This is a genomic window from Rhodopseudomonas palustris, from assembly GCF_007005445.1.
GTDB lineage: Bacteria > Pseudomonadota > Alphaproteobacteria > Rhizobiales > Xanthobacteraceae > Rhodopseudomonas > Rhodopseudomonas palustris_G.
Genome location: NZ_CP041387.1, coordinates 4,448,186 through 4,471,876, shown reverse-complemented (window position 1 = coordinate 4,471,876; position 23,691 = coordinate 4,448,186). Strand labels below are relative to the sequence as shown.

The following is a 23,691-nucleotide window of genomic DNA, read 5'->3' as shown; positions in this document are numbered from 1 at the left end:
GAGGGTCGGCGCAGCGTCGCGGTTCAACCGGCCGGAAGCGATCTGGCGAGGGGCAATTCCATGAATATTCACGAATACCAGGCCAAGGCGGTGCTGCGCGAGTTCGGCGTCCCGGTGGGGCACGGCTTCCCGATCTTCAAGGCGTCCGAGGCGGAAGCTGCCGCCAAGCAGCTCGGCGGTCCGGTCTGGGTGGTGAAAAGCCAGATCCACGCCGGTGGCCGCGGCAAGGGCAAGTTCAAGGAAGCCTCCGCGGGCGACAAGGGCGGCGTCCGCCTCGCCAAGTCGATCGACGAGGTCAAGGACTATGCCAAGCAGATGCTCGGCGCCACGCTGGTGACGGTGCAGACCGGAGCCGACGGCAAGCAGGTCAATCGCCTGTACATCGAGGAAGGCTCCGACATCGACAAGGAATTCTACCTGTCGCTGCTGGTCGATCGCGCCACCTCGCGGATTTCGTTCGTGGTCTCGACCGAGGGCGGCATGTCGATCGAGGACGTCGCCCACGAGACGCCTGAAAAGATCGTGTCGTTCACTGTCGATCCGGCGACCGGCATCATGGGTCATCACGGCCGCACCGTCGCCAAGGCGCTGAATCTGAAGGGCGATCAGGCCAAGCAGGCCGAGGCGATGGTGGCCAAGCTGTACGCCGCGTTCGTCGCCAAAGACATGGACATGCTCGAGATCAACCCGCTGGTGCTGACCAAGCAGGGCGATCTGAAGTGCCTCGACGCCAAGATTTCGTTCGACGGCAACGCGCTTTACCGCCACATCGACATCCAGGCGCTGCGTGACGAGACCGAGGAAGACGCCAAGGAGATCGAGGCGTCGAAATACGACCTCAACTACGTCACCCTCGACGGCACCATCGGCTGCATGGTCAACGGCGCCGGCCTCGCCATGGCGACGATGGACATCATCAAGCTGTACGGCATGGCCCCGGCCAACTTCCTCGACGTCGGCGGCGGCGCCAGCAAGGAGAAGGTGACGGCGGCGTTCAAGATCATCACCGCCGATCCCAACGTGAAGGGCATCCTGATCAACATTTTCGGCGGCATCATGAAGTGCGACGTGATCGCCGAGGGCGTGGTCGCGGCGGTCAAGGAAGTCGGCCTCGACGTGCCGCTGGTGGTCCGTCTCGAAGGCACCAACGTCGAAGCCGGCAAGAAGATCATCAAGCATTCCGGCCTCAACGTGCTGCCCGCCGACAATCTCGACGACGCCGCCCAGAAGATCGTCGCCGCCGTGAAGGGAGCCTGAGGCCGCTTCTCGGCCTCTCCGCCGCCTCCGACCATTCCGTTCGACCGCGAAAGCATCACCGACCATGTCCATTCTGATCGACAGCAACACCCGCGTTATCTGCCAGGGCTTCACCGGCAAGAACGGCACCTTCCATTCCGAGGCGGCGATCGCCTATGGCACCAAGATGGTCGGCGGCACCTCGCCGGGCAAAGGCGGCTCGACCCATCTCGGCCTGCCGGTGTTCGACACCGTCCGTGAGGCGCGCGAGAAGACCGGTGCCGACGCCTCGGTGATCTATGTGCCGCCGCCGGGCGCTGCGGACGCGATCTGCGAAGCGATCGACGCCGAGATCCCGCTGATCGTCTGCATCACCGAGGGCATCCCGGTGCTCGACATGGTGCGGGTGAAGCGCTCGCTGAACGGCTCGAAGTCCCGGCTGATCGGGCCGAACTGTCCGGGCGTGATGACCGCCGGCGAGTGCAAGATCGGCATCATGCCGGCCAACATCTTCAAGCCGGGCTCGGTCGGCATCGTGTCGCGCTCCGGCACCCTGACCTATGAGGCGGTGTTCCAGACCTCTGCCGAAGGCCTCGGCCAGACCACCGCGGTCGGCATCGGCGGCGACCCGGTCAAGGGCACCGAGTTCATCGACGTGCTGGAGATGTTCCTGGCCGACGACAAGACCGAATCGATCATCATGATCGGCGAAATCGGTGGCTCGGCCGAAGAAGACGCCGCCCAGTTCCTGATCGACGAGGCCAAGCGCGGCCGCAAGAAACCGACGGTGGGATTCATCGCCGGCGTCACCGCTCCTCCCGGCCGCCGCATGGGCCACGCCGGCGCGATCATTTCGGGCGGCAAGGGCGATGCAGCCTCGAAGACCGCCGCGATGGAAGCGGCCGGCATCACCGTGTCGCCGTCTCCGGCGCGGCTCGGCAAGACGCTTGCCGAAAAATTGAAGTCATAATTCAGACCTTGTGTCGTTCCGAGCTTACATTTCCCTAGAATAGGATAAAAGGTGCACTATGTTGCTGATCCGGTAACCGGATCAGCTTATCGCGACTAAGTCGCGATCTCATAATCAGGAAGCAATCATGTCTCGCCAGGACGCGAATGCCGCTTTCGCCCTGTCTTCCTTTCTACAGGGCGCCAACGCCACCTATATCGACGATCTGTACTCTCGGTACGAAGCTGATCCGTCCTCGGTCGATGCCGACTGGCAGGCATTCTTCCAGAGCCTGAAAGACACTCCCGGCGACATCCAGAAGAACGCCGAGGGGCCGTCCTGGGAACAGGCGAACTGGCCCCTGACCCCGCAGGACGAGCTGACCTCGGCGCTCGACGGCAACTGGAACCAGGTCGAGAAGGCGGTCGGCCAGAAGCTGCAGGCGAAGGCGCAGAGCCGCGGCGTCGCGCTGTCCTCGGCGGATGTCCATCAGGCCACCCGCGACTCGGTCCGCGCCCTGATGCTGATCCGCGCCTACCGCATGCGCGGCCATTTCCACGCCAAGCTCGACCCGCTCGGCCTGTCGCCGGCGAAGGACCACGAGGAACTCGACATCCGGTCCTACGGCTTCACCGAGGCCGATCTCGACCGCAAGATCTTCCTCGATCACGTTCTCGGCCTCGAATACGGCTCGCTCCGCGAGATCGTCGCAATCTGCGAGCGCACCTACTGCCAGACCATGGGCATCGAATTTCTGCACATCTCCAATGGTGCGCAGAAGGCGTGGATCCAGGAGCGGATCGAAGGTCCGGACAAGGAGATCAGCTTCACCCGCGAGGGCCGTCGCGCGATCCTGATGAAGCTGATCGAAACCGAGGGATTCGAGAAGTTCTGCGACCTGAAGTTCACCGGCACCAAGCGGTTCGGTCTCGACGGCGGCGAAGCGCTGATTCCGGCGCTGGAGCAGATCATCAAGCGTGGCGGCAATCTCGGCGTCCGCGAGATCGTGCTCGGCATGCCGCATCGCGGCCGTCTGAACGTCTTGACCCAGGTGATGGCCAAGGCGCACCGGGCGCTGTTCCACGAGTTCAAGGGCGGCTCGGCCAACCCCGACGAAGTCGAGGGCTCGGGCGACGTCAAGTATCACCTCGGCGCCTCGTCGGACCGCGAATTCGACCACAACAAGGTCCACCTGTCGCTGACCGCCAACCCGTCGCATCTCGAGATCGTCGATCCGGTGGTGCTCGGCAAGGTGCGCGCCAAGCAGGACCAGCACGGCGATCTGCCCGAGGAGCGGGTTTCGGTGCTGCCGCTGCTGATGCATGGCGACGCCGCGTTCGCCGGCCAGGGCGTGGTCGCCGAGTGTTTCGCGCTGTCGGATCTGAAGGGCTACCGCACCGGCGGATCGATCCACTTCATCGTCAACAACCAGATCGGCTTCACCACCTATCCGCGCTATTCGCGCTCGTCGCCGTATCCGTCGGACGTGGCGAAGATGATCGACGCGCCGATCTTCCACGTCAACGGCGACGATCCGGAAGCGGTGGTGTTCGCCGCCAAGATCGCGGTCGAGTACCGGCAGAAGTTCCACAAGCCGGTGGTGATCGACATGTTCTGCTACCGGCGGCACGGCCACAACGAAGGCGATGAGCCGTCGTTCACCCAGCCGCTGATGTATCGCAAGATCGCCGGCCATCCGACGACGCTGGAGATCTACTCCAAACGCCTGATCGCCGATGGCGTCATCACCGAGGGCGAAGTCGAGAAGGCGCGGGCCGACTGGCGCGCCCGGCTCGATGCCGAGTTCGAGGCGGCGTCGAGCTATCGGCCGAACAAGGCCGACTGGCTCGACGGCAAGTGGGCCGGCTTCAAGTCGGCCGACCAGGAGGAGGAGCCGCGCCGCGGCATCACCGGCGTCGACCTGCCGTCCCTCAAGGAGATCGGCCGCAGGATCACCAAGGTTCCGGAAGGCTTCAGGCTGCACCGCACGGTGCAGCGCTTCCTCGAAAACCGCGCCAAGGCGATCGACAGCGGCAACGGGATCGACTGGGCGACCGGCGAGGCGCTGGCGTTCTGCACCATGCTGCTGGAAGGCCATCGCATCCGACTGTCGGGTCAGGACTCCGAGCGCGGCACCTTCTCGCAGCGCCATTCGGTGCTGATCGATCAGGAAGACGAGACCCGCTACACCCCGTTCAATCACCTCTCGCCGGATCAAGGCCACTACGAGGTGATCAACTCGCTGCTGTCCGAAGAAGCGGTGCTCGGATTCGAATACGGTTATTCGCTGGCCGAGCCGAACGCGCTGACGCTGTGGGAGGCCCAGTTCGGCGACTTCGCCAACGGCGCCCAGGTGCTGTTCGACCAGTTCATCTCGTCCGGCGAACGCAAGTGGCTGCGGATGTCCGGCCTGGTCTGCCTGCTGCCGCACGGTTACGAGGGGCAGGGGCCGGAGCACTCCTCGGCCCGGCTCGAGCGCTATCTGCAGATGTGCGCCGAAGACAATATGCAGGTGGTGTATCCGACCACCCCGGCCAACTACTTCCACGCGCTGCGCCGTCAGCTGAAGCGCGAGATCCGCAAGCCCTTGATCCTGATGACGCCGAAGTCGCTGCTGCGCCACAAGCGTGCGGTTTCGCGGCTCGACGAGCTCGGCCCCGATACCAGCTTCCACCGCGTGCTGCTCGACGACGCGCAGACGTTGCCGGAGGAGAAGATCAAGCTGGTGCCGGATGCCAAGATCCGGCGCGTCGTGGTGTGCTCCGGCAAGGTCTATTACGACCTCTACGAGGAGCGCGAGAAGCGCGGCATCGACGACGTCTACCTGCTGCGCATCGAACAGCTCTATCCGGTGCCGCTGAAGACGCTGGTGCACGAGCTGTCGCGCTTCAAGGATGCGGAGCTGGTGTGGTGCCAGGAAGAGCCGCGCAACATGGGCGGCTGGCACTTCATCGAGCCGTATCTGGAGTGGGTGCAGAACCAGATCGAAGCCAAGCATCGCCGGCCGCGTTACGTCGGCCGCGCCGCCTCGGCGGCGACCGCGACCGGCTTGATGTCGAAGCACCTGGCGCAGCTCAAGGCCTTCCTCGACGACGCGTTGCGTTGACGCATCGGCCGCCGCATGGCGGCGGCCTTCGTTTTTCCTGAGTTTGGATCACGGGCGGGCGCCGGCGCGACAGCCGCGACGCCGAAGAGGACGAAAACGATGACTGAAATTCGCGTTCCGACGCTCGGCGAATCGGTGACCGAGGCGACCATCGGCCGCTGGTTCAAGCAGCCGGGCGAGGCGGTGGCGGTCGACGAACCGCTCGTCGAGCTCGAGACCGACAAGGTGACCATCGAGGTGCCGGCTCCGTCGGCCGGCACGCTGGGCGAGATCGTCGCCAAGGACGGCGAGACCGTCGCTGTCGGCGCGCTGCTCGGCCAGATCACCGATGGCGCCGCCCCGGCCAAGCCGGCGGCTGCCGCTCCCGCCAAGGCCGCGCCGGCGCCCGCCGCGCAGGCTCCGGCGCCCGTTGCGCCCGCCGCCAAGACCCCGCCGTCAGATGCGCCGCTGGCGCCGTCGGTGCGCCGGCTGTCGACCGAAAGCGGCGTCGACGCATCGACCGTGCCGGGCTCGGGCAAGGACGGCCGCGTCACCAAGGGCGACATGCTGGCGGCGATCGAGAAGGCGGCGTCTGCGCCGACCCCGGTCAATCAGCCCGCGGCCGCCGTACAGGTCCGGGCGCCGTCGCCGGCCGACGACGCCGCGCGCGAAGAGCGGGTCAAGATGACCCGGCTGCGCCAGACCATCGCGCGCCGGCTGAAGGAAGTGCAGAACACCGCCGCGATGCTGACGACCTTCAACGAGGTCGACATGACCAACGTCATGGCGCTGCGCGCGCAGTACAAGGACGTGTTCGAAAAGAAGCACGGCGCCAAGCTCGGCTTCATGGGATTCTTCACCAAGGCTTGCGTCCAGGCCCTGAAGGACATCCCGGCCGTCAACGCCGAGATCGACGGCACCGACCTGATCTACAAGAACTACTACCACGTCGGCGTCGCGGTCGGCACCGACAAGGGTCTGGTGGTGCCGGTGGTGCGCGACTGCGACACCAAGTCGATCGCCGAAATCGAAACCTCGATCTCCGACTTCGGCCGGCGCGCCCGTGACGGTCAGCTCAAGATCGAAGAGATGCAGGGCGGCACCTTCACCATCACCAACGGCGGCATCTATGGCTCGCTGATGTCGACCCCGATCCTGAACGCGCCGCAGTCCGGCATCCTCGGCATGCACAAGATCCAGGAACGCCCGGTGGTGGTCGGCGGCAAGATCGAGGTGCGGCCGATGATGTATCTGGCGCTGAGCTACGACCACCGCGTCATCGACGGCAAGGAAGCGGTGACCTTCCTGGTCCGCGTCAAGGAAAGCCTGGAAGATCCGGCCCGGCTGGTGCTGGATCTCTGATACCAAGCAATCCGGCGGCGCGGCACGGGCGCGCCGCCGCCTAGTTCACGGGAGGCGATGCCGCGATGCCGGTCGAAATCACGGTGCTTGGCTGGGGTGTGGTGCTGCTGATCGTGCAGATGCTGCTGGCCTCGATTCCGACCACGATGGAGCTCGGCGGCGACTATCAGGCCGGTCCGCGCGACGAGCCGCGGGCGCCGAAAGGCCGCTTCGCCGGTCGCGCCGGCCGGGCCTACCGCAATCTTCTCGAGACCTTTCCGGCCTATGTGGCGATCGCCCTGGCGTTGGCCGTCACCGGCAAGACCGGCGGCTACGCGGCCACCGCCGCGATCGTCTGGCTGGTGGCGCGGGTATTGTACGTGCCGCTGTACATCGTCCACATCCCGTTTGCGCGCAGCATCGCCTGGCTGGTCGCCCTGCTGGCGCTGGTCGCGATGCTGGTCAGGCTGCTGAGCTGAGAGCCCCATGAGCGACCGCGTCGTCATCATCACCGGAGGCAGCCGCGGCATCGGCCGTGCCACCGCGCTCGCCTGCGCCAGGCGCGGCTTCAAGGTCGTGATCGGTTACGCCAGCAACGCCGCCGCGGCGAGCGAGGTGGTGGCGGAGATCGAAGCCGTCGGCGGCAAGGCGATCGCGGTGAAATGCGACGTCGGCCTCGAGGCCGAAATTCTGTCGCTGTTCGCCGCCGCGGACGCCTTCGGCCCGCTCGGCGCGCTGGTGAACAATGCCGGCATCGTCGGCCCGACCGCGCGCGTGGACGAGATGTCGGCCGAACGCATCCAGCGCATCATGGCGGTCAACGTCACCGGCAGCATCCTGTGCGCCCGCGAGGCGGTGAAGCGGATGTCGACCCGGCACGGCGGCCAGGGCGGCGTCATCGTCAATCTGTCGTCGGTCGCGGCCAAACTCGGCTCGCCGAACACCTATGTCGACTATGCGGCCTCCAAGGGCGCGGTCGATTCCTTCACAGTCGGGCTCGGACACGAGCTCGCCGGCGAAGGCATTCGGGTCGCGGCGATTCGGCCGGGGCTGATCGACACCGAGATCCATGCGTCCGGGGGTGATCCGGAACGCGCCCATCGGCTGAGCGTCAACGTGCCGATGAAGCGCGTCGGCCGCGCCGAAGAAATCGCCAACGCCGTCGTCTGGCTGCTGTCCGACGAGGCCTCCTATGTCACCAGCGCCATCCTCGACGTGTCGGGGGGACGGTAGTCGCGCCGGCGCCAACTCACAGGATTGATCTATGGCCACCTACGATCTCGTCGTCATCGGCACCGGCCCCGGCGGCTACGTCTGCGCGATTCGCGCGGCTCAGCTCGGACTCAAGGTCGCGGTGGTCGAGAAGAACGCCACGCTCGGCGGCACCTGCCTGAACGTCGGCTGCATGCCGTCCAAGGCGCTGCTGCACGCCTCCGAACTGTTCGAGGAAGCCGGGCACTCTTTCGCCAAGATGGGCATCGGCGTCCCGGCGCCGAAGCTCGATCTGCCGGCGATGATGAACTTCAAGCAGCAGGGCATCGACGGCAACGTCAAGGGCGTCGAATACCTGATGAAGAAGAACAAGATCGACGTGCTGGCCGGCAGGGGCAAGATCCTCGGCGCCGGCAAGGTCGAGGTCACCGGCGCCGACGGCAAGGCGCAAACCGTCGACACCAAATCGATCGTGATCGCCTCGGGTTCGGCGGTGGCGCAGCTCAAGGGCATCGAGATCGACGAGAAGCGCGTGGTGTCGTCGACCGGAGCGCTGTCGCTCGACAAGGTGCCGGGCAAGCTGATCGTGGTCGGCGCCGGGGTGATCGGGCTCGAGCTCGGCTCGGTGTGGCGCCGGCTCGGCGCCGAGGTCACCGTGGTCGAATTCCTCGACCGCATCCTGCCGGGCATGGACGCCGAGGTGGTCAAGCAGTTTCAGCGCATCCTCGAAAAGCAGGGCTTCGCGTTCAAGCTCGGCGCCAAGGTCACCGGCGTCGACAGCTCGGGCGCTAAGCTCGCCGTCAAGGTCGAAGCGGCGGCCGGCGGCAATCCGGAGACGCTGGAAGCCGACGTCGTGCTGGTCGCGATCGGCCGCGTCCCCTACACCGAGGGGCTGGGGCTGAAAGAGGCCGGCATCGCGCTCGACGAGCGTGGCCGGGTGGTGATCGACGATCACTTCGCCACCAGCCTCAAGGGCGTCTACGCGATCGGCGACGTGGTGCGCGGCCCGATGCTGGCCCACAAAGCCGAGGACGAAGGCGTTGCGGTCGCCGAGCTGATCGCCGGAAAGGCCGGCCACGTCAACTACGAGGTGATTCCGGGCGTGGTCTACACGACGCCGGAAGTGTCCTGCGTCGGCAAGACCGAGGAAGACCTCAAGCAGGCCGGCGTCGCCTACACGGTCGGCAAATTCCCGTTCACCGCCAACGGCCGCTCCAAGGTCAACCAGACCACCGACGGCTTCGTGAAGATCCTGGCCGATGCCAAGACCGACCGCGTGCTCGGCGTCCACATCATCGGCCGTGAGGCCGGCGAGATGATCCACGAAGCGGCGGTGCTGATGGAGTTCGGCGGTTCGGCCGAGGATCTGGCCCGCACCTGCCACGCCCACCCGACCCGCTCGGAAGCCATCAAGGAAGCCGCCCTTACGGTCGGCAAGCGCGCCATCCATATGTGACGGAAGGCCGGCGTGAGGTCGGCGTGATGGATGGTGGCGTGATGAAGCGTCGGCTGTTGCAGCCCCTGTGGGTGCTGCTGGCGGTTCTGTTCCTGATCGAGGCGTGGTTCTGGGACCACGTCGAGCCGCTGGTCGCGCGCATCGTCGCGCTGATTCCGCTGCGCGAGCTCAAAGAGCGGCTGGCGCGCTGGGTCGAGCATCTGTCGCCGGCGATGACGCTGCCGGTGTTTCTGGTGCCGGTCGCGCCGCTGTATCCGCTGAAGCTGTTCGCGCTGGCGCTGCTCGCGCAGGGCCACTGGATCGCCGGACTTTGCATCTTTGCGGCCGCCCAGGTGTTCGGCCTCGGCGTCGCGGCCTTCATCTTCGACGTCACCAAGCCCAAGCTGCTGCAGCTCCGCTGGTTCGCCGCGACCTATCGCTGGGTGATCGAGCTGCGCGCCAAGGCGCACGCGATCGTCGCGCCGATCATGGCCCGCATTCGAGCCAGGCTCGCCGAGCTGCTGAAGGGGGACGGCGACGGCTGGGGTGCGAAGATGCTGCGCCGGATCGGCGCATTGCGACGGCGAATCCGCGCGGCGCGCTGATCCGTCCGCGGCCCCGGCGGACGACCGAGCGAAGGCGCTTGATCGCCGTCATGGCGGCGCGCGGCTGCGCCTAGGACACCAGCACAGGCAGGCGGGGAACGGCGGATGCGGTGGGACGCGATCGACTGGCGGCGGCTCGGCGCCATTCTGTTCGGCTTCGCGCTGCTCGCACTGACATTGGTGATTCCGCCACCCGCCGGCATGAAGCTCGAGGCGTGGCGGGTCGCCGGCGCCGCCGCGCTGATGGCGACCTGGTGGATCAGCGAAGCGGTGCCGCTGCCGGTGACCGCGCTGCTGCCGCTGGTGGCGTTCCCGCTGCTCGGCGTCGTGCCGATCCGCGAGGCGGCGGCGCCCTATGCCGACCCGATCATCTTCCTGTTTCTCGGCGGCTTCGTCCTTGGAGTCGCGATGCAGCGCTGGTCGCTGCACAAGCGCATCGGATTGGGCGTCGTCGCACTCGCCGGGGTGTCGCCGGCACGCCTGTGCGCCGGTTTCCTGCTGTCGACCGCGCTGCTGTCGATGTGGATCAGCAATTCGGCCACCGCGATCATCATGCTGCCGGTGGCGACCTCGGTGCTGGCGCTGCTCGATCGCGACACAGGAATCGTCCCACACGCCCGGCGTCACCTCGGCCTCAGCCTGATGCTGTCGGTGGCGTATGGCGCCAGCGTCGGCGGCCTCGGAACGCTGATCGGCACCCCCGCCAATGCGATGCTGGCTGCCTATCTCCGGCGCGAACACCAGCTCGACATCGGCTTCGCAGAATGGATGGCGATCGGGGTGCCGATGGCCGCCGTGCTGCTGCTGGCGGCCTGGCTGCTGCTGACCCGGATGTTTCCGGTGCCGGTCGCGCTGACCGAGCGCGCAGCCGACACCGTCGCCGCAGAGCTGAATCGGTTGGGCCCGATCAGCGGTCCGGAAGCGCGGGTTGCGGTGGTGTTCGGGCTGACCGCGGCGGCGTGGATGCTGCGGCCGCTCTACGCCGCCTGGGTGCCCGGCATCGACGACACCTCGATCGCGGTCATCGGCGCACTGCTCCTGTTCCTGCTGCCGTCGGGCGACGCCGACAAAGGACGGCTGCTCGGCTGGGCCGACTTCAGGTCGTTGCCGTTCGATGTCCTGATCCTGTTCGGCAGCGGGCTCAGCCTGGCCGCCGCCATCAGCGTGTCGGGTCTGGCACAGTGGATCGGCGAGGCTCTGGGTGGGCTGGCCGCCTGGCCGCCGCTGCTGCTGGTCGTGACCGCGACCTTCGCGATGCTGTTTCTCACCGAACTGACCAGCAACACCGCCAGCGCCGCGACCTTCATCCCGATCGGAGGTGCGATCGCGGTCGGGATCGGACTCGATCCGGTGCTTCTGGCGTTGCCGCTGGCGCTGGCAGCATCCTGCGCCTTCATGCTGCCGGTGGCGACGCCGCCGAACGCGATCGTGTTCGCGTCCGGTCACATCACCGTCCGGGAAATGGCTCGGGTCGGATTATGGATGAACCTGATTTCGGGCGTCGTGATCGTGGCGCTGACCTATGCGCTCGCAGGCATGCTGCGCTGATCAGATCAGAACAGATGCACCGCATGCGGCGCGAACAGGCCGATCGCCATGAAGCCGAGCCCGCCGACTGCGAGCAGACCGGAGATCCAGGCCAGCACGATCATGCCGGTGATGATCGTCGCCGATGCCAGCACGATGCCGATCTGGAAGGCAGCCGAAGCGACTTCGTAGTGATGGTAACGAGCCATCGCCAGATCGCGGTCGTGTTCGGCGTGCTTGGCGCGGGCGGCGAGCTGTTCGGAGCCTTCGCCGGTTTCCGGCTCCGAGCGATAGCGGGCCGCGGTTTTCTGCCAGTCTTCGATCTGCTTCTGCAGCGCCGCCTTGGTGGCCTCGTCCGGCACGGTGCCGAGACTGAGCTTGGCGTGTTCGGAGACGGCCTGCACGGTGGTGCGGCGGATGCTCTTGGCCTGGAAGAACGCCCACAGATTCGAGGCCTCGACGTTCTTGGCGAGTGCTTCGGTCTGCGCACCTTTGCCGAGCGTTTCAGAGAACGCCAGGAACAGCGCGATCACTGAAATCAGCAGCGCGATGCCCTTGTTGGAGCCCGATGCATGCTCGGCATGCTCCGCGTGCTCCATGCTTTCGTGCGCCCCCATCGTCCGGAATCTCCTGTCACCGCAATCATCGCGCCTGCGTCGCGCAGACCTTGTAGCACCGCGATCTTGTCAGTTGGATAAATGGCGGGGTCAAGGCCGCCGGCACCGGACTAACAGCTTAGCCGGCGCGTTTCCGCTGCTCAGGCCCGGGGATGGGCGCTGTTGTAGACCTCGAGCAGCCGCTCGGTATCGATGCCGGTATAGACCTGCGTGGTCGACAGCGAGGCGTGACCGAGTAATTCCTGGATGGCGCGCAGGTCGCCGCCGCGACTCAGCAAATGCGTCGCAAACGAATGCCGCAGCGCGTGGGGCGTCGCGCTGTCGGGCAGGCCGAGCCCGCCGCGCAGCCGCTCCATCGCGAGCTGAATGATTCGCGGGCTGAGCGGCCCGCCGCGTGCGCCGACGAACATCGGTCCGTCCGGCGGCAGGTTGTAGGGGCAGGCTGCTGCATATTCGGCGATCTGCTCGAGCACGTTCTGCAGCACCGGCACCATCCGGGTCTTGTTGCCTTTGCCGTGTACGATCAGGGTGTCGCCCTTGCCGGGCGCCGGCACGTCACGGCGCTTCAGGCCGAGCGCTTCGGAGATGCGCAGGCCCGAGCCGTACAGCAACGCCATCACGGCGGCGTCGCGAATCAGCACCCAGGTCTCGCGCTCCTCGCCGGCGCGCTCGTCGGCATCGGCGAGGCGTTTGGCGGCCGCGATCGGCAGCGGCTTCGGCAGGCTCTTCCTGATCTTCGGCGCCCGCACCGAGGCCAGCGCCCCGACCCGGCCCTTGCCTTCGCGTTCGAGAAAGCGCCCGAACGAACGCAGCCCCGCAAGCGCGCGCATCAGCGAGCGCCCCGCGATGTCGTCCGCCCGCCGCGCCGCCATGAAGGCGCGGACATCGGTCGCCTCCAGCCGCGCGAACCGGCCGAGCGTGACTTCGCCGCCCCAATGCCCGGCCAGGAATTGCAGAAACTGCCGGACGTCGCGCGCATAGGCTTCCAGCGTCTTGCCGGACAGCCGCCGCTCCGCCCGCAGATGCGACAGCCATTTCGCCATCTCGGCGGTGAGATCGGCGGCCGCGCCGGCGAGTTCGAGAGGCGGAGGCGCGGGCTTGGAAGAGACCATTGGCAGTTCATCTTCAGTGGATGATGAGCCACCGCCGTCATTGCGAACGAAGCGAAGCAATCCAGGAGCTCAGCGCATCGGGCCGCTGGATTGCTTCGTCGCTTCGCTCCTCGCAATGACGCGATGAGGATCCGGCAATCATAGCCGATTTCCTTTCCCATTGATGAAAGCCGGCTTTGGCGGCACACCGGGGCGATGGATGAGTTTCCGACCAGCCGCCCGGCCGCCAACGGCCCCGCCAGCGTCGTCGACGTGCTGGTGCCGGTCGCGATCGATCAGGCCTATTCGTACCGGGTGCCGCGTGGGCTTGCGCTCAAGCCCGGCGACGTCGTCGCGGTGCCGCTGGGGGCCCGCGAAGTTCTCGGCGTGGTCTGGGCGGAGAATCCCAGTCCCGATCCGCGGCTGCACAACCGGCTCAAGGACGTCGCCGAAAAGCTCGACGTGCCGCCGCTGCGCGACGAGCTGCGGCGGATGGTCGACTGGGTCGCGACCTACACGCTGTCGGCGCGCGGCATGGTGCTGCGGATGTGCTTGCGGATGGGCGAGCATCTCGGCCCGGAACGGCAGCGCATGGGGGTGCGCCTCGTCGGCCCGCCGCCGCAGCGGATGACGCCGGCCCGCCGCCGCCTGCTCGAGATCCTGTCGGACGGCCTGCTGCACGGCAAATCCGATGTCGCCAAGGAAGCCGGCGTCAGCCCCGGCGTGATCGACGGCCTGGTCGACGAGGGTACCCTTTCGGTCGAGCCGATGCCGCGCGAAAGCCCGGCGCCGGAGCCCGACCCGGATTTCGCGCCGGCGGATTTTTCGCCGGAGCAGGCCCGCGCGGCCGAGACGATGCGCGGCCTGGTGACCGCCGGCGGCTTTCAGGCGGCGCTGATCGACGGCGTCACCGGCTCCGGCAAGACCGAAGTGTATTTCGAGGCGGTCGCCGAGGTGATCCGGCAGGGCCGGCAGAGCCTGATCCTGATGCCGGAAATCGCGCTGACCGGGCAGTTTCTCGATCGCTTCGCCCAGCGATTCGGGGTGCGGCCGCTGGAGTGGCACTCCGAACTGACGCCGCGGACCCGCGCCCGCAATTGGGCGGCGATCGCCGCGGGCGAGGCCCGCGTCGTGGTCGGCGCGCGCTCGGCGCTGTTTCTGCCCTATGCGGATCTCGGGCTGATCATCGTCGATGAGGAGCACGATCAGGCCTATAAGCAGGAAGACGGCGCGCATTATCACGCCCGCGACATGGCGGTGGTGCGGGCGTCGATCGCGAAAATTCCGATCGTGCTGGCGTCGGCGACACCGTCGGTCGAGACCGAGGTCAACGCCCGCAAGGGCCGCTATCAGCGCATCCCGCTGCCGTCGCGATTCGGCGGTCAGCACATGCCGCAGATCGAGGCGATCGATCTGCGGCGCGAGCCGCCGATGCGCGGCCGCTTCATTTCGCCGCGGCTCGCCGAGCAGATCGGTTTTGCGATCGAACGCCGCGAACAGGCGCTGCTGTTTCTCAATCGCCGCGGCTACGCGCCGCTGACGCTGTGCCGCGCCTGCGGCCACCGCTTCGCCTGCACGATCTGCGACGCCTGGCTGGTCGATCACCGCTTCCGGCAGCGCCTGGTGTGCCACCATTGCGGGTTCTCGATGCCGCGGCCGCCGGCCTGCCCGCATTGCGGCGCCGAGGGCTCGCTGGTCGCGGTCGGTCCCGGCGTCGAGCGGCTGCAGGAGGAGGCGGCGAGCCTGTTTCCGAACGCCCGCACCATGGTGCTGTCGAGCGACCTGATCACCTCGATCGAGACCATGCGCAGCGAGCTGAACGAGATCGCCGAGGGCCGGGTCGACATCATCATCGGCACGCAACTCGTGGCCAAAGGCCACAACTTCCCGCGGCTCAATCTGGTCGGCGTGGTCGACGCCGATCTCGGCCTGTCCAACGGCGACCCGCGCGCCGCCGAGCGGACCTTCCAGTTGCTCAATCAGGTGATCGGCCGCGCCGGTCGCGAGCAGGGCCGTGGCGTCGGCTTTCTGCAAACGCATCAGCCCGAGCATCCGGTGATGAAGGCGCTGGTCGCCTGTGACCGTGAGGCGTTCTATGCCAGCGAGATCGATATCCGCGAGCGCACGCTGTATCCGCCGTTCGGCCGGCTCGCGAGCCTGATCATCTCGGCCGGTGATCGGCCGACCGCCGAGAGCTTCGGCCGCCAGCTCGCCGGCGCCGCGCCGTTCGACGAGCGCGTGCAGGTGCTGGGCCCTGCCGAAGCGCCGCTCGCGGTGATCAAGGGACGCTATCGATTCCGGCTGCTGGTGAAATCGGTCCGCGGCTTCGATCTGTCGAATTACTTGCGCTCATGGCTGGCGCGCGGCCCGAAGACCAAGGGAAATCTCAAGCTCGAAGTCGACGTCGATCCGCAGAGCTTTCTGTGACTGTCGATCGTCGCCAGGCGCACAAAAGAAAAGCCCGCCGTCGCGCTCAACGGCAGGCTTTGTCAGGACGTGGGAGCGGCTCGCGTTTTTGTTGGCGAACCAAATCCCAGGTCAGGCGTTGATCGTCAGCAGCGGAAACGAGGACTGCTGAGGGTGGACCGCCGAGGCGGTCACATCACTTCCGCGACCACTCGTCCGACGCCGCGGCTGGTGAGGCCGATCGCCTGCGCGGCGCCGCGCGAAAGATCCAGTACTCGGCCCCGGATGAACGGGCCGCGATCGTTGATGGTGACGACGACGCTGCGGCTGCCATGGGTGACGCGCAGCTTGGTGCCGAACGGCAGAGACCGGTGTGCTGCGGTCATCGCGTGCTGGTTGAAGCGCTGGCCCGAGGCGGTGCGGCTGCCGGATTCGTTGCCGTAGAACGACGCCATGCCCGAGAAGCTGCGGCCACTGCTGCGATCGACCGACGCGTTGGCGGAGCGCCAGTCGCTCTGGTGGCTATGGTGATGGTGGTGGTGGCGTTGCTGCCGGCTCTTCGCGGAGGCTTCGCCGACCGATCCACCAAGGAAGACAGAGGCGACGATCATCGCCGCGGCCGTGGCCGGCCCGGTGGTGAGCAGCGCCGGTGTTTTCTTTCGAACCATATCCTATCCTTAAGTCGAGTATTGCCTCACATGCGGCAAGTGGAACCCCCGTCCCTGTGTCCGTGTCCGAACGAGTGGTCTTGTAATGAGGCTGAATATTGACGGTCAATCCGCCGAATTTCGCGCTGCAATATTAGGTGATCTATCCGGGTATAGGATGGTATCCCGATATTAACAGAAATTTTACTTCATTATTACTTTGTGAGACTAGCCATTACTGTATTGAGAAGGTTTCGTGATGGCCGCGCGCGAATCGGCCAAGTAATCATTTGTTAAGCTGGCGCGGCTGTGGCCGGCGGCGTTCTGCAACTAAAAGCCGAGGAGCTGCGACCTGTGCGACTGGCGCCATGCGCAGCGCGAAGGGGCGCGGGCGGCCGGTTCGCGGGGCTTGGCCGCGACGCGAGGGGTGCGGCGGGCGGTCGCGGCCCGTGAGCCCGGCGCCTGAATCCGGCAAGGGTGATGTCTGCAGAATCTGTCCGGCGATGCGTTTGCTACGATCTGCAACAAGGCGCCGCGGGCTCGTGCCATCGTGTTGCACCTGCGCGCGCGCTATGTTAGCAAAGCCGCGATTTTAAGGGCCGCCGGACCATCGTGCCGGTCAGAAATCGAAGTCCAGCTTGAATTCCAAGGGCTTAAATCGGGGGCGCCGCGTCGTGGCGACGGTTTTTTCCTTGGCCGTTCGACAGCAAGAAGAGCGCACTCGTGGCATCTGAAGATCCATCGGTTTCCGGAGTCTCCGGTCGTTACGCGACCGCTTTGTTTGAACTGGCCCGCGACGAAAAATCCATCGATGCGGTCACTGCCGATCTCGACAAGTTCAGTGCGATGCTGGCGGGCAGTCCGGACCTGGTTCGTCTGGTCCGCAGCCCGGTGTTCGCCTCCGAGGTGCAGGGCAAGGCGCTGGCCGCGGTGCTCGACAAGGCGGGCATCACCGGCATCAGCGCCAATTTTCTGAAGGTGCTTGCGGCGAACCGCCGTCTGTTCGTGGTCGCGGACGTGATCCGCGCCTACCGTGCGCTGGTCGCCAGGTTCAGGGGCGAGGCGACTGCCGACGTCACCGTGGCCGAGCAGCTCAGCGACAAGAATCTCGAAGCGCTGAAGGCGGCGCTGAAGTCGGTCACCGGCAAGGATGTCGCCCTCAATATCAACGTCGATCCGGCGATCATCGGCGGGCTTGTCGTCAAGCTCGGCAGCCGCATGGTCGACAGTTCGCTCCGCACCAAACTCAATTCGATCAAGCACGCGATGAAAGAGGCAGGCTGATGGACATCCGCGCCGCGGAAATTTCCGCGATCCTCAAGGACCAGATCAAGAATTTCGGCCAGGAAGCCGAAGTCTCCGAGGTCGGACAGGTGTTGTCCGTCGGCGACGGTATCGCCCGCGTCTATGGCCTGGACAATGTGCTCGCCGGTGAAATGGTCGAGTTCGAGAACGGCACCCGCGGCATGGCGCTGAACCTCGAAACCGACAACGTCGGTGTCGTGATCTTCGGCGCCGACCGCGAGATCAAGGAAGGCCAGACCGTCAAGCGCACCCGTTCGATCGTGGACGCGCCGGTCGGCAAGGGGCTGCTCGGCCGCGTCGTCGACGCGCTGGGCAATCCGATCGACGGCAAGGGGCCGATCCAGGCGGTCGAGCGCAAGCGCGTCGACGTCAAGGCGCCCGGCATCATTCCGCGCAAGTCGGTGCACGAGCCGATGGCCACCGGCCTGAAGTCGATCGACGCGCTGATCCCGATCGGCCGCGGCCAGCGCGAGCTGATCATCGGCGACCGTCAGACCGGCAAGACCGCGATCGCGCTCGACACCATCCTGAACCAGAAGCCGCTGAACGTCGAAGGCGCGCCGGAGAGCCAGAAGCTGTACTGCGTGTACGTCGCGGTCGGTCAGAAGCGCTCCACCGTCGCCCAGTTCGTGAAGGTTCTGGAAGAGCAGGGCGCGCTGGAATACTCGGTCGTCGTCGCCGCCACCGCGTCGGATCCGGCGCCGATGCAGTACATTGCGCCGTTCACCGGCTGCACCATCGGTGAGTACTTCCGCGACAACGGCATGCACGCCGTGATCATCTACGACGACTTGTCCAAGCAGGCCGTCGCCTACCGTCAGATGTCGCTGCTGCTGCGCCGCCCGCCGGGCCGCGAAGCCTATCCGGGCGACGTGTTCTACCTGCACTCCCGCCTGCTCGAGCGCGCCGCCAAGCTCAATGACGACCAGGGCAACGGCTCGCTCACCGCGCTGCCGGTGATCGAAACCCAGGCCAACGACGTGTCGGCCTACATTCCGACCAACGTGATCTCGATCACCGACGGTCAGATCTTCCTGGAAACCGACCTGTTCTTCCAGGGCATCCGCCCGGCCGTGAACGTCGGTCTGTCGGTGTCGCGCGTCGGTTCGTCGGCGCAGACCAAGGCGATGAAGAAGGTCGCCGGCAAGATCAAGGGCGAGCTCGCGCAGTACCGCGAAATGGCGGCGTTCGCGCAGTTCGGCTCCGACCTCGACGCCGCGACCCAGCGCCTGCTGAACCGCGGCTCGCGCCTGACCGAGCTCCTGAAGCAGCCGCAGTTCTCGCCGCTGAAGATGGAAGAGCAGGTCTGCGTGATCTGGGCCGGCACCAACGGCTATCTGGACGCGCTGCCGCTGAACAAGGTGCGCCTGTTCGAGGACGGCCTGCTGGCGCTGCTGCGCGGCAAGGAATCGGCCATCCTGGAGGCGATCCGCACCAGCCGCGATCTCTCCGACGACACCGCCGCCAAGCTCAAGGCGGTGGTCGAGAGCTACGCCAAGACGTTCGCTTGATGCTGTCATGGCCGGGGTCTTCCCCGGCCATCCACGTCCTCGACGTGGCTATTCGACATCGTGGACGCCCGGGACGAGCCCGGGCGTGACGAATGTGAGGTTTGCGGTCGGATCGTGGATCGGATCGCCGGGGTGGACTGAGAATGGCTTCACTTAAAGACATGCGCGTCCGCATCGCCTCGACCAAGGCGACGCAGAAGATCACCAAGGCGATGCAGATGGTGGCAGCCTCGAAGCTGCGCCGCGCCCAGATGGCGGCGGAAGCCGCGCGGCCCTACGCCGAGAAGATGGACGCGGTGATCTCCAATATCGCCGGTGCCGCGGCGGGCTCTCCCGGCGCGCCGGTGCTGCTCGCCGGCAACGGCAAGGATCAGGTTCATCTGCTGCTGGTGTGTACCGGCGAGCGCGGCCTGTCCGGTGCGTTCAACTCCTCGATCGTCCGTCTCGCCCGCGAGCGCGCATACGAGCTGATGGGGCAGGGCAAGACCGTCAAGTTCTTCTGCGTCGGCCGCAAGGGCTACGAGCAGCTCCGCCGCAACTTCGAGAAGCAGATCATCGACAATGTCGAGCTCCGCTCGGTGCGTCAGATCGGCTTCGTCAACGCCGAGGACATCGCCCAGAAAGTCATCGCCCGCTTCAACGCCGGCGAATTCGACGTCTGCACGCTGTTCTATTCGCGCTTCAAGTCGGTGATCTCGCAGATCCCGACCGCCCAGCAGCTCATCCCGCTGGAAGTGACGGCGCCTGCCGCCGGCACTGTGGCGACGTCCTACGAATACGAGCCGGAAGAGGACGAGATCCTTTCGGGCCTGCTGCCGCGCAATCTCGCGGTGCAGATCTTCCGCGCGCTGCTCGAGAACAACGCGTCGTTCTACGGCGCGCAGATGAGCGCGATGGACAACGCCACCCGCAACGCCGGCGAGATGATCCGCAAGCAGACGCTGGTCTACAATCGCACCCGCCAGGCGATGATCACCAAGGAACTGATCGAGATCATCTCGGGCGCCGAGGCGATCTGACGACGTTACACAAGTTTACATCCGGTCGACCGACCGTGGTTTGGATTTCGGACTTCAGGGAGACAGTTTAAATGGCTACACCCGCCAATCAGACCGGACGCATCACGCAGGTCATCGGCGCCGTCGTCGACGTTCAGTTCGAAGGGCACCTGCCGGCCATTCTGAACGCCATCGAAACCAAGAACGGCGACAACCGCCTGGTGCTCGAAGTCGCGCAGCATCTCGGCGAATCGACCGTCCGCACCATCGCGATGGACACCACCGAAGGTCTGGTCCGCGGCCAGGAAGTCACCGACACCGGCGCGCCGATCTCGGTGCCGGTCGGCGACGGCACGCTCGGCCGCATCATGAACGTGATCGGCGAGCCGGTCGACGAGCAGGGCCCGATCAAGTCGGAAGGCCTCCGCGCCATCCACCAGGAAGCCCCGGCCTACACCGACCAGTCGACCGAAGCGGAAATCCTCGTCACCGGCATCAAGGTCGTCGACCTGCTGGCGCCTTACGCCAAGGGCGGCAAGATCGGCCTGTTCGGCGGCGCCGGCGTCGGCAAGACCGTGCTGATCCAGGAGCTGATCAACAACGTCGCCCGCGCCCACGGCGGTTACTCGGTGTTCGCCGGCGTCGGCGAGCGGACCCGCGAAGGCAACGACCTCTATCACGAGTTCATCGAATCCGGCGTCAACAAGAAGGGCGGCGGCGAAGGCTCCAAGTGCGCCCTGGTGTACGGCCAGATGAACGAACCGCCGGGCGCCCGCGCCCGCGTCGGCCTGACCGGTCTGACCGTCGCCGAGCACTTCCGCGATCAGGGCCAGGACGTGCTGTTCTTCGTCGACAACATCTTCCGCTTCACCCAGGCCGGCTCGGAAGTGTCGGCGCTGCTCGGCCGTATTCCGTCGGCGGTGGGTTATCAGCCGACGCTCGCGACCGACATGGGCGCGCTGCAGGAGCGCATCACCACCACCACCAAGGGGTCGATCACCTCGGTGCAGGCGATCTACGTGCCGGCCGACGACTTGACCGACCCGGCGCCGGCGACCTCGTTCGCGCACTTGGACGCCACCACCGTGCTCAACCGTGCGATCTCGGAAAAGGGCATCTACCCGGCGGTGGACCCGCTCGACTCGACCTCGCGCATGCTGTCCGCCTCGATCGTCGGCGAAGAGCACTACACCACCGCGCGCATGGTCCAGCAGATCCTGCAGAAGTACAAGTCGCTGCAGGACATCATCGCCATCCTGGGCATGGACGAACTGTCCGAAGAGGACAAGCTGACCGTGGCCCGCGCCCGTAAGATCGAGCGCTTCCTGTCGCAGCCGTTCTTCGTCGCCGAAGTGTTCACCGGCTCGCCGGGCAAGTTCGTCGACCTCGCCGACACCATCAAGGGTTTCCGCGCAATCTGCGAAGGCAAGTACGACCACCTGCCGGAAGCGGCGTTCTACATGGTCGGCACCATCGAAGAAGCGGTCGAGAAGGGCAAGAAGCTCGCCGCCGAGGCGGCCTAACCAAACGAACCTCACCCTGAGGAGCCGGCCGCAGGCCGGCGTCTCGAAGGGTGTCGACCATCATCTCATCCTTCGAGACGCGCGTAATCGCGCGCTCCTCAGGATGAGGGCAGCGGATGAGACGAGATATGTCCACCTTCCACTTCGATCTGGTTTCGCCCGAAATGGTCGCCTTCTCCGGTGAAGTCGATCAGGTCGACATTCCGGGCGCCGAGGGTGACTTCGGTGTGCTCGCCGGCCACGCGCCGGTGGTGGCGGTGATCCGTCCCGGCATCCTCACCGTGACGGCGGGTGCCGCCACGCAGAAGATCGTGGTGCTCGGCGGCATCGCCGAAGTGTCCGAGAAGGGCCTGACGGTGCTCGCCGACGTCGCCACCCCGGCGCCGGACGTGGACCTGCAGGACTTCGCCGCCACCATCCAGACCATGGAGCAACAGCTCCCCGGCAAGGTCGGTGACGAACTCGACAGCGCCATCGAGCGCCTGGATCACTTCAAGAGCATCCAGCAGCAACTCAACACCACGGCGATGCACTGACGCCGCAGTCAGGTGTTCTGAGGTTTCGATTGGCCGGGCATTGTCCCGGCCATTTGTTTTTTGAGTCTCCGCAGTCATTCCGGGGCGCGGGCGAAGCCCGCGAACCCGGAATCTCGTCGTTGCTGGCCTTCATCCAATCACCTCTAGATTCCGGATTCGCGAGCCGATCGCTCGCGCTCCGGAATGACGCGTGGAGGCGACTACACGAACCGAGCAAACCGCCGGGCAACCTCGCGATACACCTCGCGCCGGAACGGTACGACGAAGTCCGCGACCCGGTCGAGGCGCTCCCAGCGCCAGGCGTCGAATTCCGGCGGCATGCCGTTGCGGACGGCGAGCGGGTCGATCTCGGCGTCGCTGCCGGTGAACCGCAGCGCAAACCACTTCTGGCGCTGGCCGCGAAACACCGCGAGGCGATGGGCAGGGCCGTCGTATGGCGGGAAGTCGTAGCTGACCCAGTCGGTCTCGCCGAGGATCTCGGCGCTCGTGACGCCGGTCTCCTCCCACAGCTCCCGCATCACCGCGATCCGCGGCTCCTCGCCTTCGTCGATGCCCCCTTGCGGCATCTGCCATTCGAGGCCCGGCAGAATGATCTCGGGGCCGTCGTCGCGAAACCGCCGCCCGATCAGGATGCGGCCATCGCCGCCGAACAGCGCGATGCCGACGTTGCGGCGATAGGGCAGCGTTTCGAGGGGCGGGCGGGCGGTCACGACGCCATCAGGGTGCGGAAGTAACCGATGGTCTCCTTAAGACCGTCGGCGAGCGGCACCTTCGGCTCCCAGCCCAGCTCGCGCCGCGCCAGCGAGATGTCGGGCTGGCGCTGCCGTGGATCGTCCGACGGCAGCGGCATCAGCACCAGCTTCGACTTCGAATCGGTCATTTCGATCACCATCTCGGCGAGCTGGCGGATAGTGAACTCGACCGGATTGCCGAGATTGACCGGACCGATGAACTCGTCCCCGGTCGCCATCAGTTTCGCGAAGCCGTCGAGCAGGTCGGTGACGTAGCAGAACGAGCGCGTCTGGCTGCCGTCGCCGTAGATGGTGATGTCGTTGCCGGACAGGGCCTGGACAATGAAATTCGAGACCACCCGGCCGTCATTGGGATGCATCCGCGGCCCGTAAGTGTTGAAGATCCGCGCGACCTTGATCTTCACCTTGTGCTGGCGGTGATAGTCGAAGAACAGCGTCTCCGCGGCGCGCTTGCCCTCGTCGTAGCAGGCGCGAATCCCCAGCGGATTGACGTGGCCCCAATAGCTCTCCGGCTGCGGGTGCACGTTCGGGTCGCCGTACACCTCGCTGGTCGAAGCCTGGAAGATCTTGGCGCGGGTACGCTTGGCGAGACCGAGCATGTTGATCGCGCCGTGCACGCTGGTCTTCAGCGTCTGCACCGGATCGTGCTGATAGTGCACCGGCGAGGCCGGGCAGGCGAGATTGTAGATGTCGTCGACTTCGACATAGAGCGGGAAGGTGACGTCGTGGCGCATCACCTCGAAGCGCGGGGTGCCGACCAGATGTTCGATGTTGCGCCGCCAGCCGGTGAAATAATTGTCGACGCACAGCACTTCGTGGCCTTCGGCGAGCAGCTTGTCGCAAAGGTGCGAGCCGATGAAGCCGGCGCCGCCGCTCACGAGAATTCGTCGGGACAATCGCATTGCTGGGTCCTGG

20 protein-coding genes are annotated in these 23,691 nt (G+C 66.2%); 15 read left to right on the top strand and 5 right to left on the bottom strand.

Annotated elements, in window-relative coordinates; all coding sequences use genetic code 11:
- The first annotated feature begins 60 nt into the window (after positions 1-60).
- The 9 genes from sucC (at position 61) to FLL57_RS20545 (ending at position 11,411) form a co-directional block, all read left to right on the top strand.
- On the top strand, positions 61-1,257 hold the full coding sequence (sucC, locus tag FLL57_RS20585; RefSeq protein WP_047307247.1) for an ADP-forming succinate--CoA ligase subunit beta: 1,197 nt from the start codon (positions 61-63) through the stop codon (positions 1,255-1,257).
- 64 nt (positions 1,258-1,321) lie between these two features.
- Positions 1,322-2,206, top strand: coding sequence for a succinate--CoA ligase subunit alpha (gene sucD / locus FLL57_RS20580; protein ID WP_013500286.1), 885 nt, complete (start codon positions 1,322-1,324; stop codon positions 2,204-2,206).
- A 127-nt stretch (positions 2,207-2,333) separates the two neighbouring features.
- Positions 2,334-5,291 (top strand): 2-oxoglutarate dehydrogenase E1 component, encoded by a 2,958-nt coding sequence (locus FLL57_RS20575; RefSeq protein WP_013500287.1) that lies wholly within the window; start codon positions 2,334-2,336, stop codon positions 5,289-5,291.
- Between the two features lie 99 nt (positions 5,292-5,390).
- Complete coding sequence (odhB, locus tag FLL57_RS20570) at positions 5,391-6,632, top strand: 2-oxoglutarate dehydrogenase complex dihydrolipoyllysine-residue succinyltransferase (RefSeq protein WP_142883889.1); 1,242 nt, start codon at positions 5,391-5,393, stop codon at positions 6,630-6,632.
- A 65-nt stretch (positions 6,633-6,697) separates the two neighbouring features.
- The gene (locus FLL57_RS20565; RefSeq protein ID WP_047307246.1) at positions 6,698-7,090 is read left to right on the top strand and encodes an MAPEG family protein; all 393 of its coding nucleotides are present in this window, start codon (positions 6,698-6,700) and stop codon (positions 7,088-7,090) included.
- Positions 7,091-7,097: 7 nt separating this feature from the next.
- Complete coding sequence (locus tag FLL57_RS20560) at positions 7,098-7,844, top strand: SDR family oxidoreductase (protein ID WP_142883888.1); 747 nt, start codon at positions 7,098-7,100, stop codon at positions 7,842-7,844.
- Between the two features lie 31 nt (positions 7,845-7,875).
- Positions 7,876-9,279, top strand: a complete 1,404-nt coding sequence (gene lpdA / locus FLL57_RS20555; RefSeq protein ID WP_013500291.1) for a dihydrolipoyl dehydrogenase — start codon at positions 7,876-7,878, stop codon at positions 9,277-9,279.
- Between the two features lie 41 nt (positions 9,280-9,320).
- Positions 9,321-9,863: a hypothetical protein gene (locus FLL57_RS20550; RefSeq protein ID WP_142883887.1), complete on the top strand. Its 543-nt coding sequence runs from the start codon at positions 9,321-9,323 to the stop codon at positions 9,861-9,863.
- Between the two features lie 105 nt (positions 9,864-9,968).
- The gene (locus FLL57_RS20545) at positions 9,969-11,411 is read left to right on the top strand and encodes an SLC13 family permease (RefSeq protein WP_142883886.1); all 1,443 of its coding nucleotides are present in this window, start codon (positions 9,969-9,971) and stop codon (positions 11,409-11,411) included.
- 5 nt (positions 11,412-11,416) lie between these two features.
- Here FLL57_RS20545 and FLL57_RS20540 read toward each other — a convergent pair whose 3' ends face one another.
- Positions 11,417-12,007, bottom strand: a complete 591-nt coding sequence (locus FLL57_RS20540; protein ID WP_013500294.1) for a DUF4337 domain-containing protein — start codon at positions 12,005-12,007, stop codon at positions 11,417-11,419.
- A gap of 140 nt (positions 12,008-12,147) precedes the next feature.
- On the bottom strand, positions 12,148-13,119 hold the full coding sequence (locus tag FLL57_RS20535; protein WP_013500295.1) for a tyrosine recombinase XerC: 972 nt from the start codon (positions 13,117-13,119) through the stop codon (positions 12,148-12,150).
- A 195-nt stretch (positions 13,120-13,314) separates the two neighbouring features.
- On the opposite strand from FLL57_RS20535, the gene FLL57_RS20530 reads away from it, so the two are divergent.
- Complete coding sequence (locus FLL57_RS20530; protein WP_142883885.1) at positions 13,315-15,525, top strand: primosomal protein N'; 2,211 nt, start codon at positions 13,315-13,317, stop codon at positions 15,523-15,525.
- A gap of 170 nt (positions 15,526-15,695) precedes the next feature.
- Here the strand turns inward: FLL57_RS20530 and FLL57_RS20525 are convergent, their stop codons facing one another.
- Positions 15,696-16,172, bottom strand: a complete 477-nt coding sequence (locus FLL57_RS20525; protein ID WP_013500297.1) for a septal ring lytic transglycosylase RlpA family protein — start codon at positions 16,170-16,172, stop codon at positions 15,696-15,698.
- Positions 16,173-16,874: 702 nt separating this feature from the next.
- Between FLL57_RS20525 and FLL57_RS20520 the strand changes: the two genes are divergently transcribed.
- From FLL57_RS20520 to FLL57_RS20500, 5 genes are all read left to right on the top strand, one after another.
- The gene (locus tag FLL57_RS20520) at positions 16,875-17,435 is read left to right on the top strand and encodes a F0F1 ATP synthase subunit delta (protein WP_013500298.1); all 561 of its coding nucleotides are present in this window, start codon (positions 16,875-16,877) and stop codon (positions 17,433-17,435) included.
- Positions 17,435-18,967 (top strand): F0F1 ATP synthase subunit alpha, encoded by a 1,533-nt coding sequence (gene atpA, locus FLL57_RS20515; protein ID WP_047307241.1) that lies wholly within the window; start codon positions 17,435-17,437, stop codon positions 18,965-18,967. Before FLL57_RS20520 ends, atpA begins: the two co-directional genes overlap by 1 nt.
- Positions 18,968-19,110: 143 nt before the next feature.
- Positions 19,111-19,986: a F0F1 ATP synthase subunit gamma gene (locus FLL57_RS20510; RefSeq protein ID WP_013500300.1), complete on the top strand. Its 876-nt coding sequence runs from the start codon at positions 19,111-19,113 to the stop codon at positions 19,984-19,986.
- A 71-nt stretch (positions 19,987-20,057) separates the two neighbouring features.
- The gene (gene atpD, locus FLL57_RS20505) at positions 20,058-21,488 is read left to right on the top strand and encodes a F0F1 ATP synthase subunit beta (protein ID WP_013500301.1); all 1,431 of its coding nucleotides are present in this window, start codon (positions 20,058-20,060) and stop codon (positions 21,486-21,488) included.
- 128 nt (positions 21,489-21,616) lie between these two features.
- Positions 21,617-22,024 (top strand): F0F1 ATP synthase subunit epsilon, encoded by a 408-nt coding sequence (locus FLL57_RS20500; RefSeq protein ID WP_047307240.1) that lies wholly within the window; start codon positions 21,617-21,619, stop codon positions 22,022-22,024.
- A 200-nt stretch (positions 22,025-22,224) separates the two neighbouring features.
- Here FLL57_RS20500 and FLL57_RS20495 read toward each other — a convergent pair whose 3' ends face one another.
- Both FLL57_RS20495 and FLL57_RS20490 read right to left on the bottom strand, forming a co-directional pair.
- Positions 22,225-22,734: an RNA pyrophosphohydrolase gene (locus FLL57_RS20495; protein ID WP_142883884.1), complete on the bottom strand. Its 510-nt coding sequence runs from the start codon at positions 22,732-22,734 to the stop codon at positions 22,225-22,227.
- Positions 22,731-23,678: a UDP-glucuronic acid decarboxylase family protein gene (locus tag FLL57_RS20490; RefSeq protein ID WP_142883883.1), complete on the bottom strand. Its 948-nt coding sequence runs from the start codon at positions 23,676-23,678 to the stop codon at positions 22,731-22,733. Before FLL57_RS20490 ends, FLL57_RS20495 begins: the two co-directional genes overlap by 4 nt.
- Between the last annotated feature and the right edge of the window lie 13 nt (positions 23,679-23,691).

Bases quoted from the DNA above. Each gene is read 5' to 3' on its own strand.
- sucC (WP_047307247.1), top strand. From the start codon at position 61: ATGAATATTCACGAATACCAGGCCAAGGCGGTGCTGCGCGAGTTCGGC.
- sucD (WP_013500286.1), top strand. From the start codon at position 1,322: ATGTCCATTCTGATCGACAGCAACACCCGCGTTATCTGCCAGGGCTTC.
- FLL57_RS20575 (WP_013500287.1), top strand. From the start codon at position 2,334: ATGTCTCGCCAGGACGCGAATGCCGCTTTCGCCCTGTCTTCCTTTCTA.
- odhB (WP_142883889.1), top strand. From the start codon at position 5,391: ATGACTGAAATTCGCGTTCCGACGCTCGGCGAATCGGTGACCGAGGCG.
- FLL57_RS20565 (WP_047307246.1), top strand. From the start codon at position 6,698: ATGCCGGTCGAAATCACGGTGCTTGGCTGGGGTGTGGTGCTGCTGATC.
- FLL57_RS20560 (WP_142883888.1), top strand. From the start codon at position 7,098: ATGAGCGACCGCGTCGTCATCATCACCGGAGGCAGCCGCGGCATCGGC.
- lpdA (WP_013500291.1), top strand. From the start codon at position 7,876: ATGGCCACCTACGATCTCGTCGTCATCGGCACCGGCCCCGGCGGCTAC.
- FLL57_RS20550 (WP_142883887.1), top strand. From the start codon at position 9,321: ATGAAGCGTCGGCTGTTGCAGCCCCTGTGGGTGCTGCTGGCGGTTCTG.
- FLL57_RS20545 (WP_142883886.1), top strand. From the start codon at position 9,969: ATGCGGTGGGACGCGATCGACTGGCGGCGGCTCGGCGCCATTCTGTTC.
- FLL57_RS20540 (WP_013500294.1), bottom strand. From the start codon at position 12,007: ATGGGGGCGCACGAAAGCATGGAGCACGCGGAGCATGCCGAGCATGCA.
- FLL57_RS20535 (WP_013500295.1), bottom strand. From the start codon at position 13,119: ATGGTCTCTTCCAAGCCCGCGCCTCCGCCTCTCGAACTCGCCGGCGCG.
- FLL57_RS20530 (WP_142883885.1), top strand. From the start codon at position 13,315: ATGGATGAGTTTCCGACCAGCCGCCCGGCCGCCAACGGCCCCGCCAGC.
- FLL57_RS20525 (WP_013500297.1), bottom strand. From the start codon at position 16,172: ATGGTTCGAAAGAAAACACCGGCGCTGCTCACCACCGGGCCGGCCACG.
- atpA (WP_047307241.1), top strand. From the start codon at position 17,435: ATGGACATCCGCGCCGCGGAAATTTCCGCGATCCTCAAGGACCAGATC.
- FLL57_RS20510 (WP_013500300.1), top strand. From the start codon at position 19,111: ATGGCTTCACTTAAAGACATGCGCGTCCGCATCGCCTCGACCAAGGCG.
- atpD (WP_013500301.1), top strand. From the start codon at position 20,058: ATGGCTACACCCGCCAATCAGACCGGACGCATCACGCAGGTCATCGGC.
- FLL57_RS20500 (WP_047307240.1), top strand. From the start codon at position 21,617: ATGTCCACCTTCCACTTCGATCTGGTTTCGCCCGAAATGGTCGCCTTC.
- FLL57_RS20490 (WP_142883883.1), bottom strand. From the start codon at position 23,678: ATGCGATTGTCCCGACGAATTCTCGTGAGCGGCGGCGCCGGCTTCATC.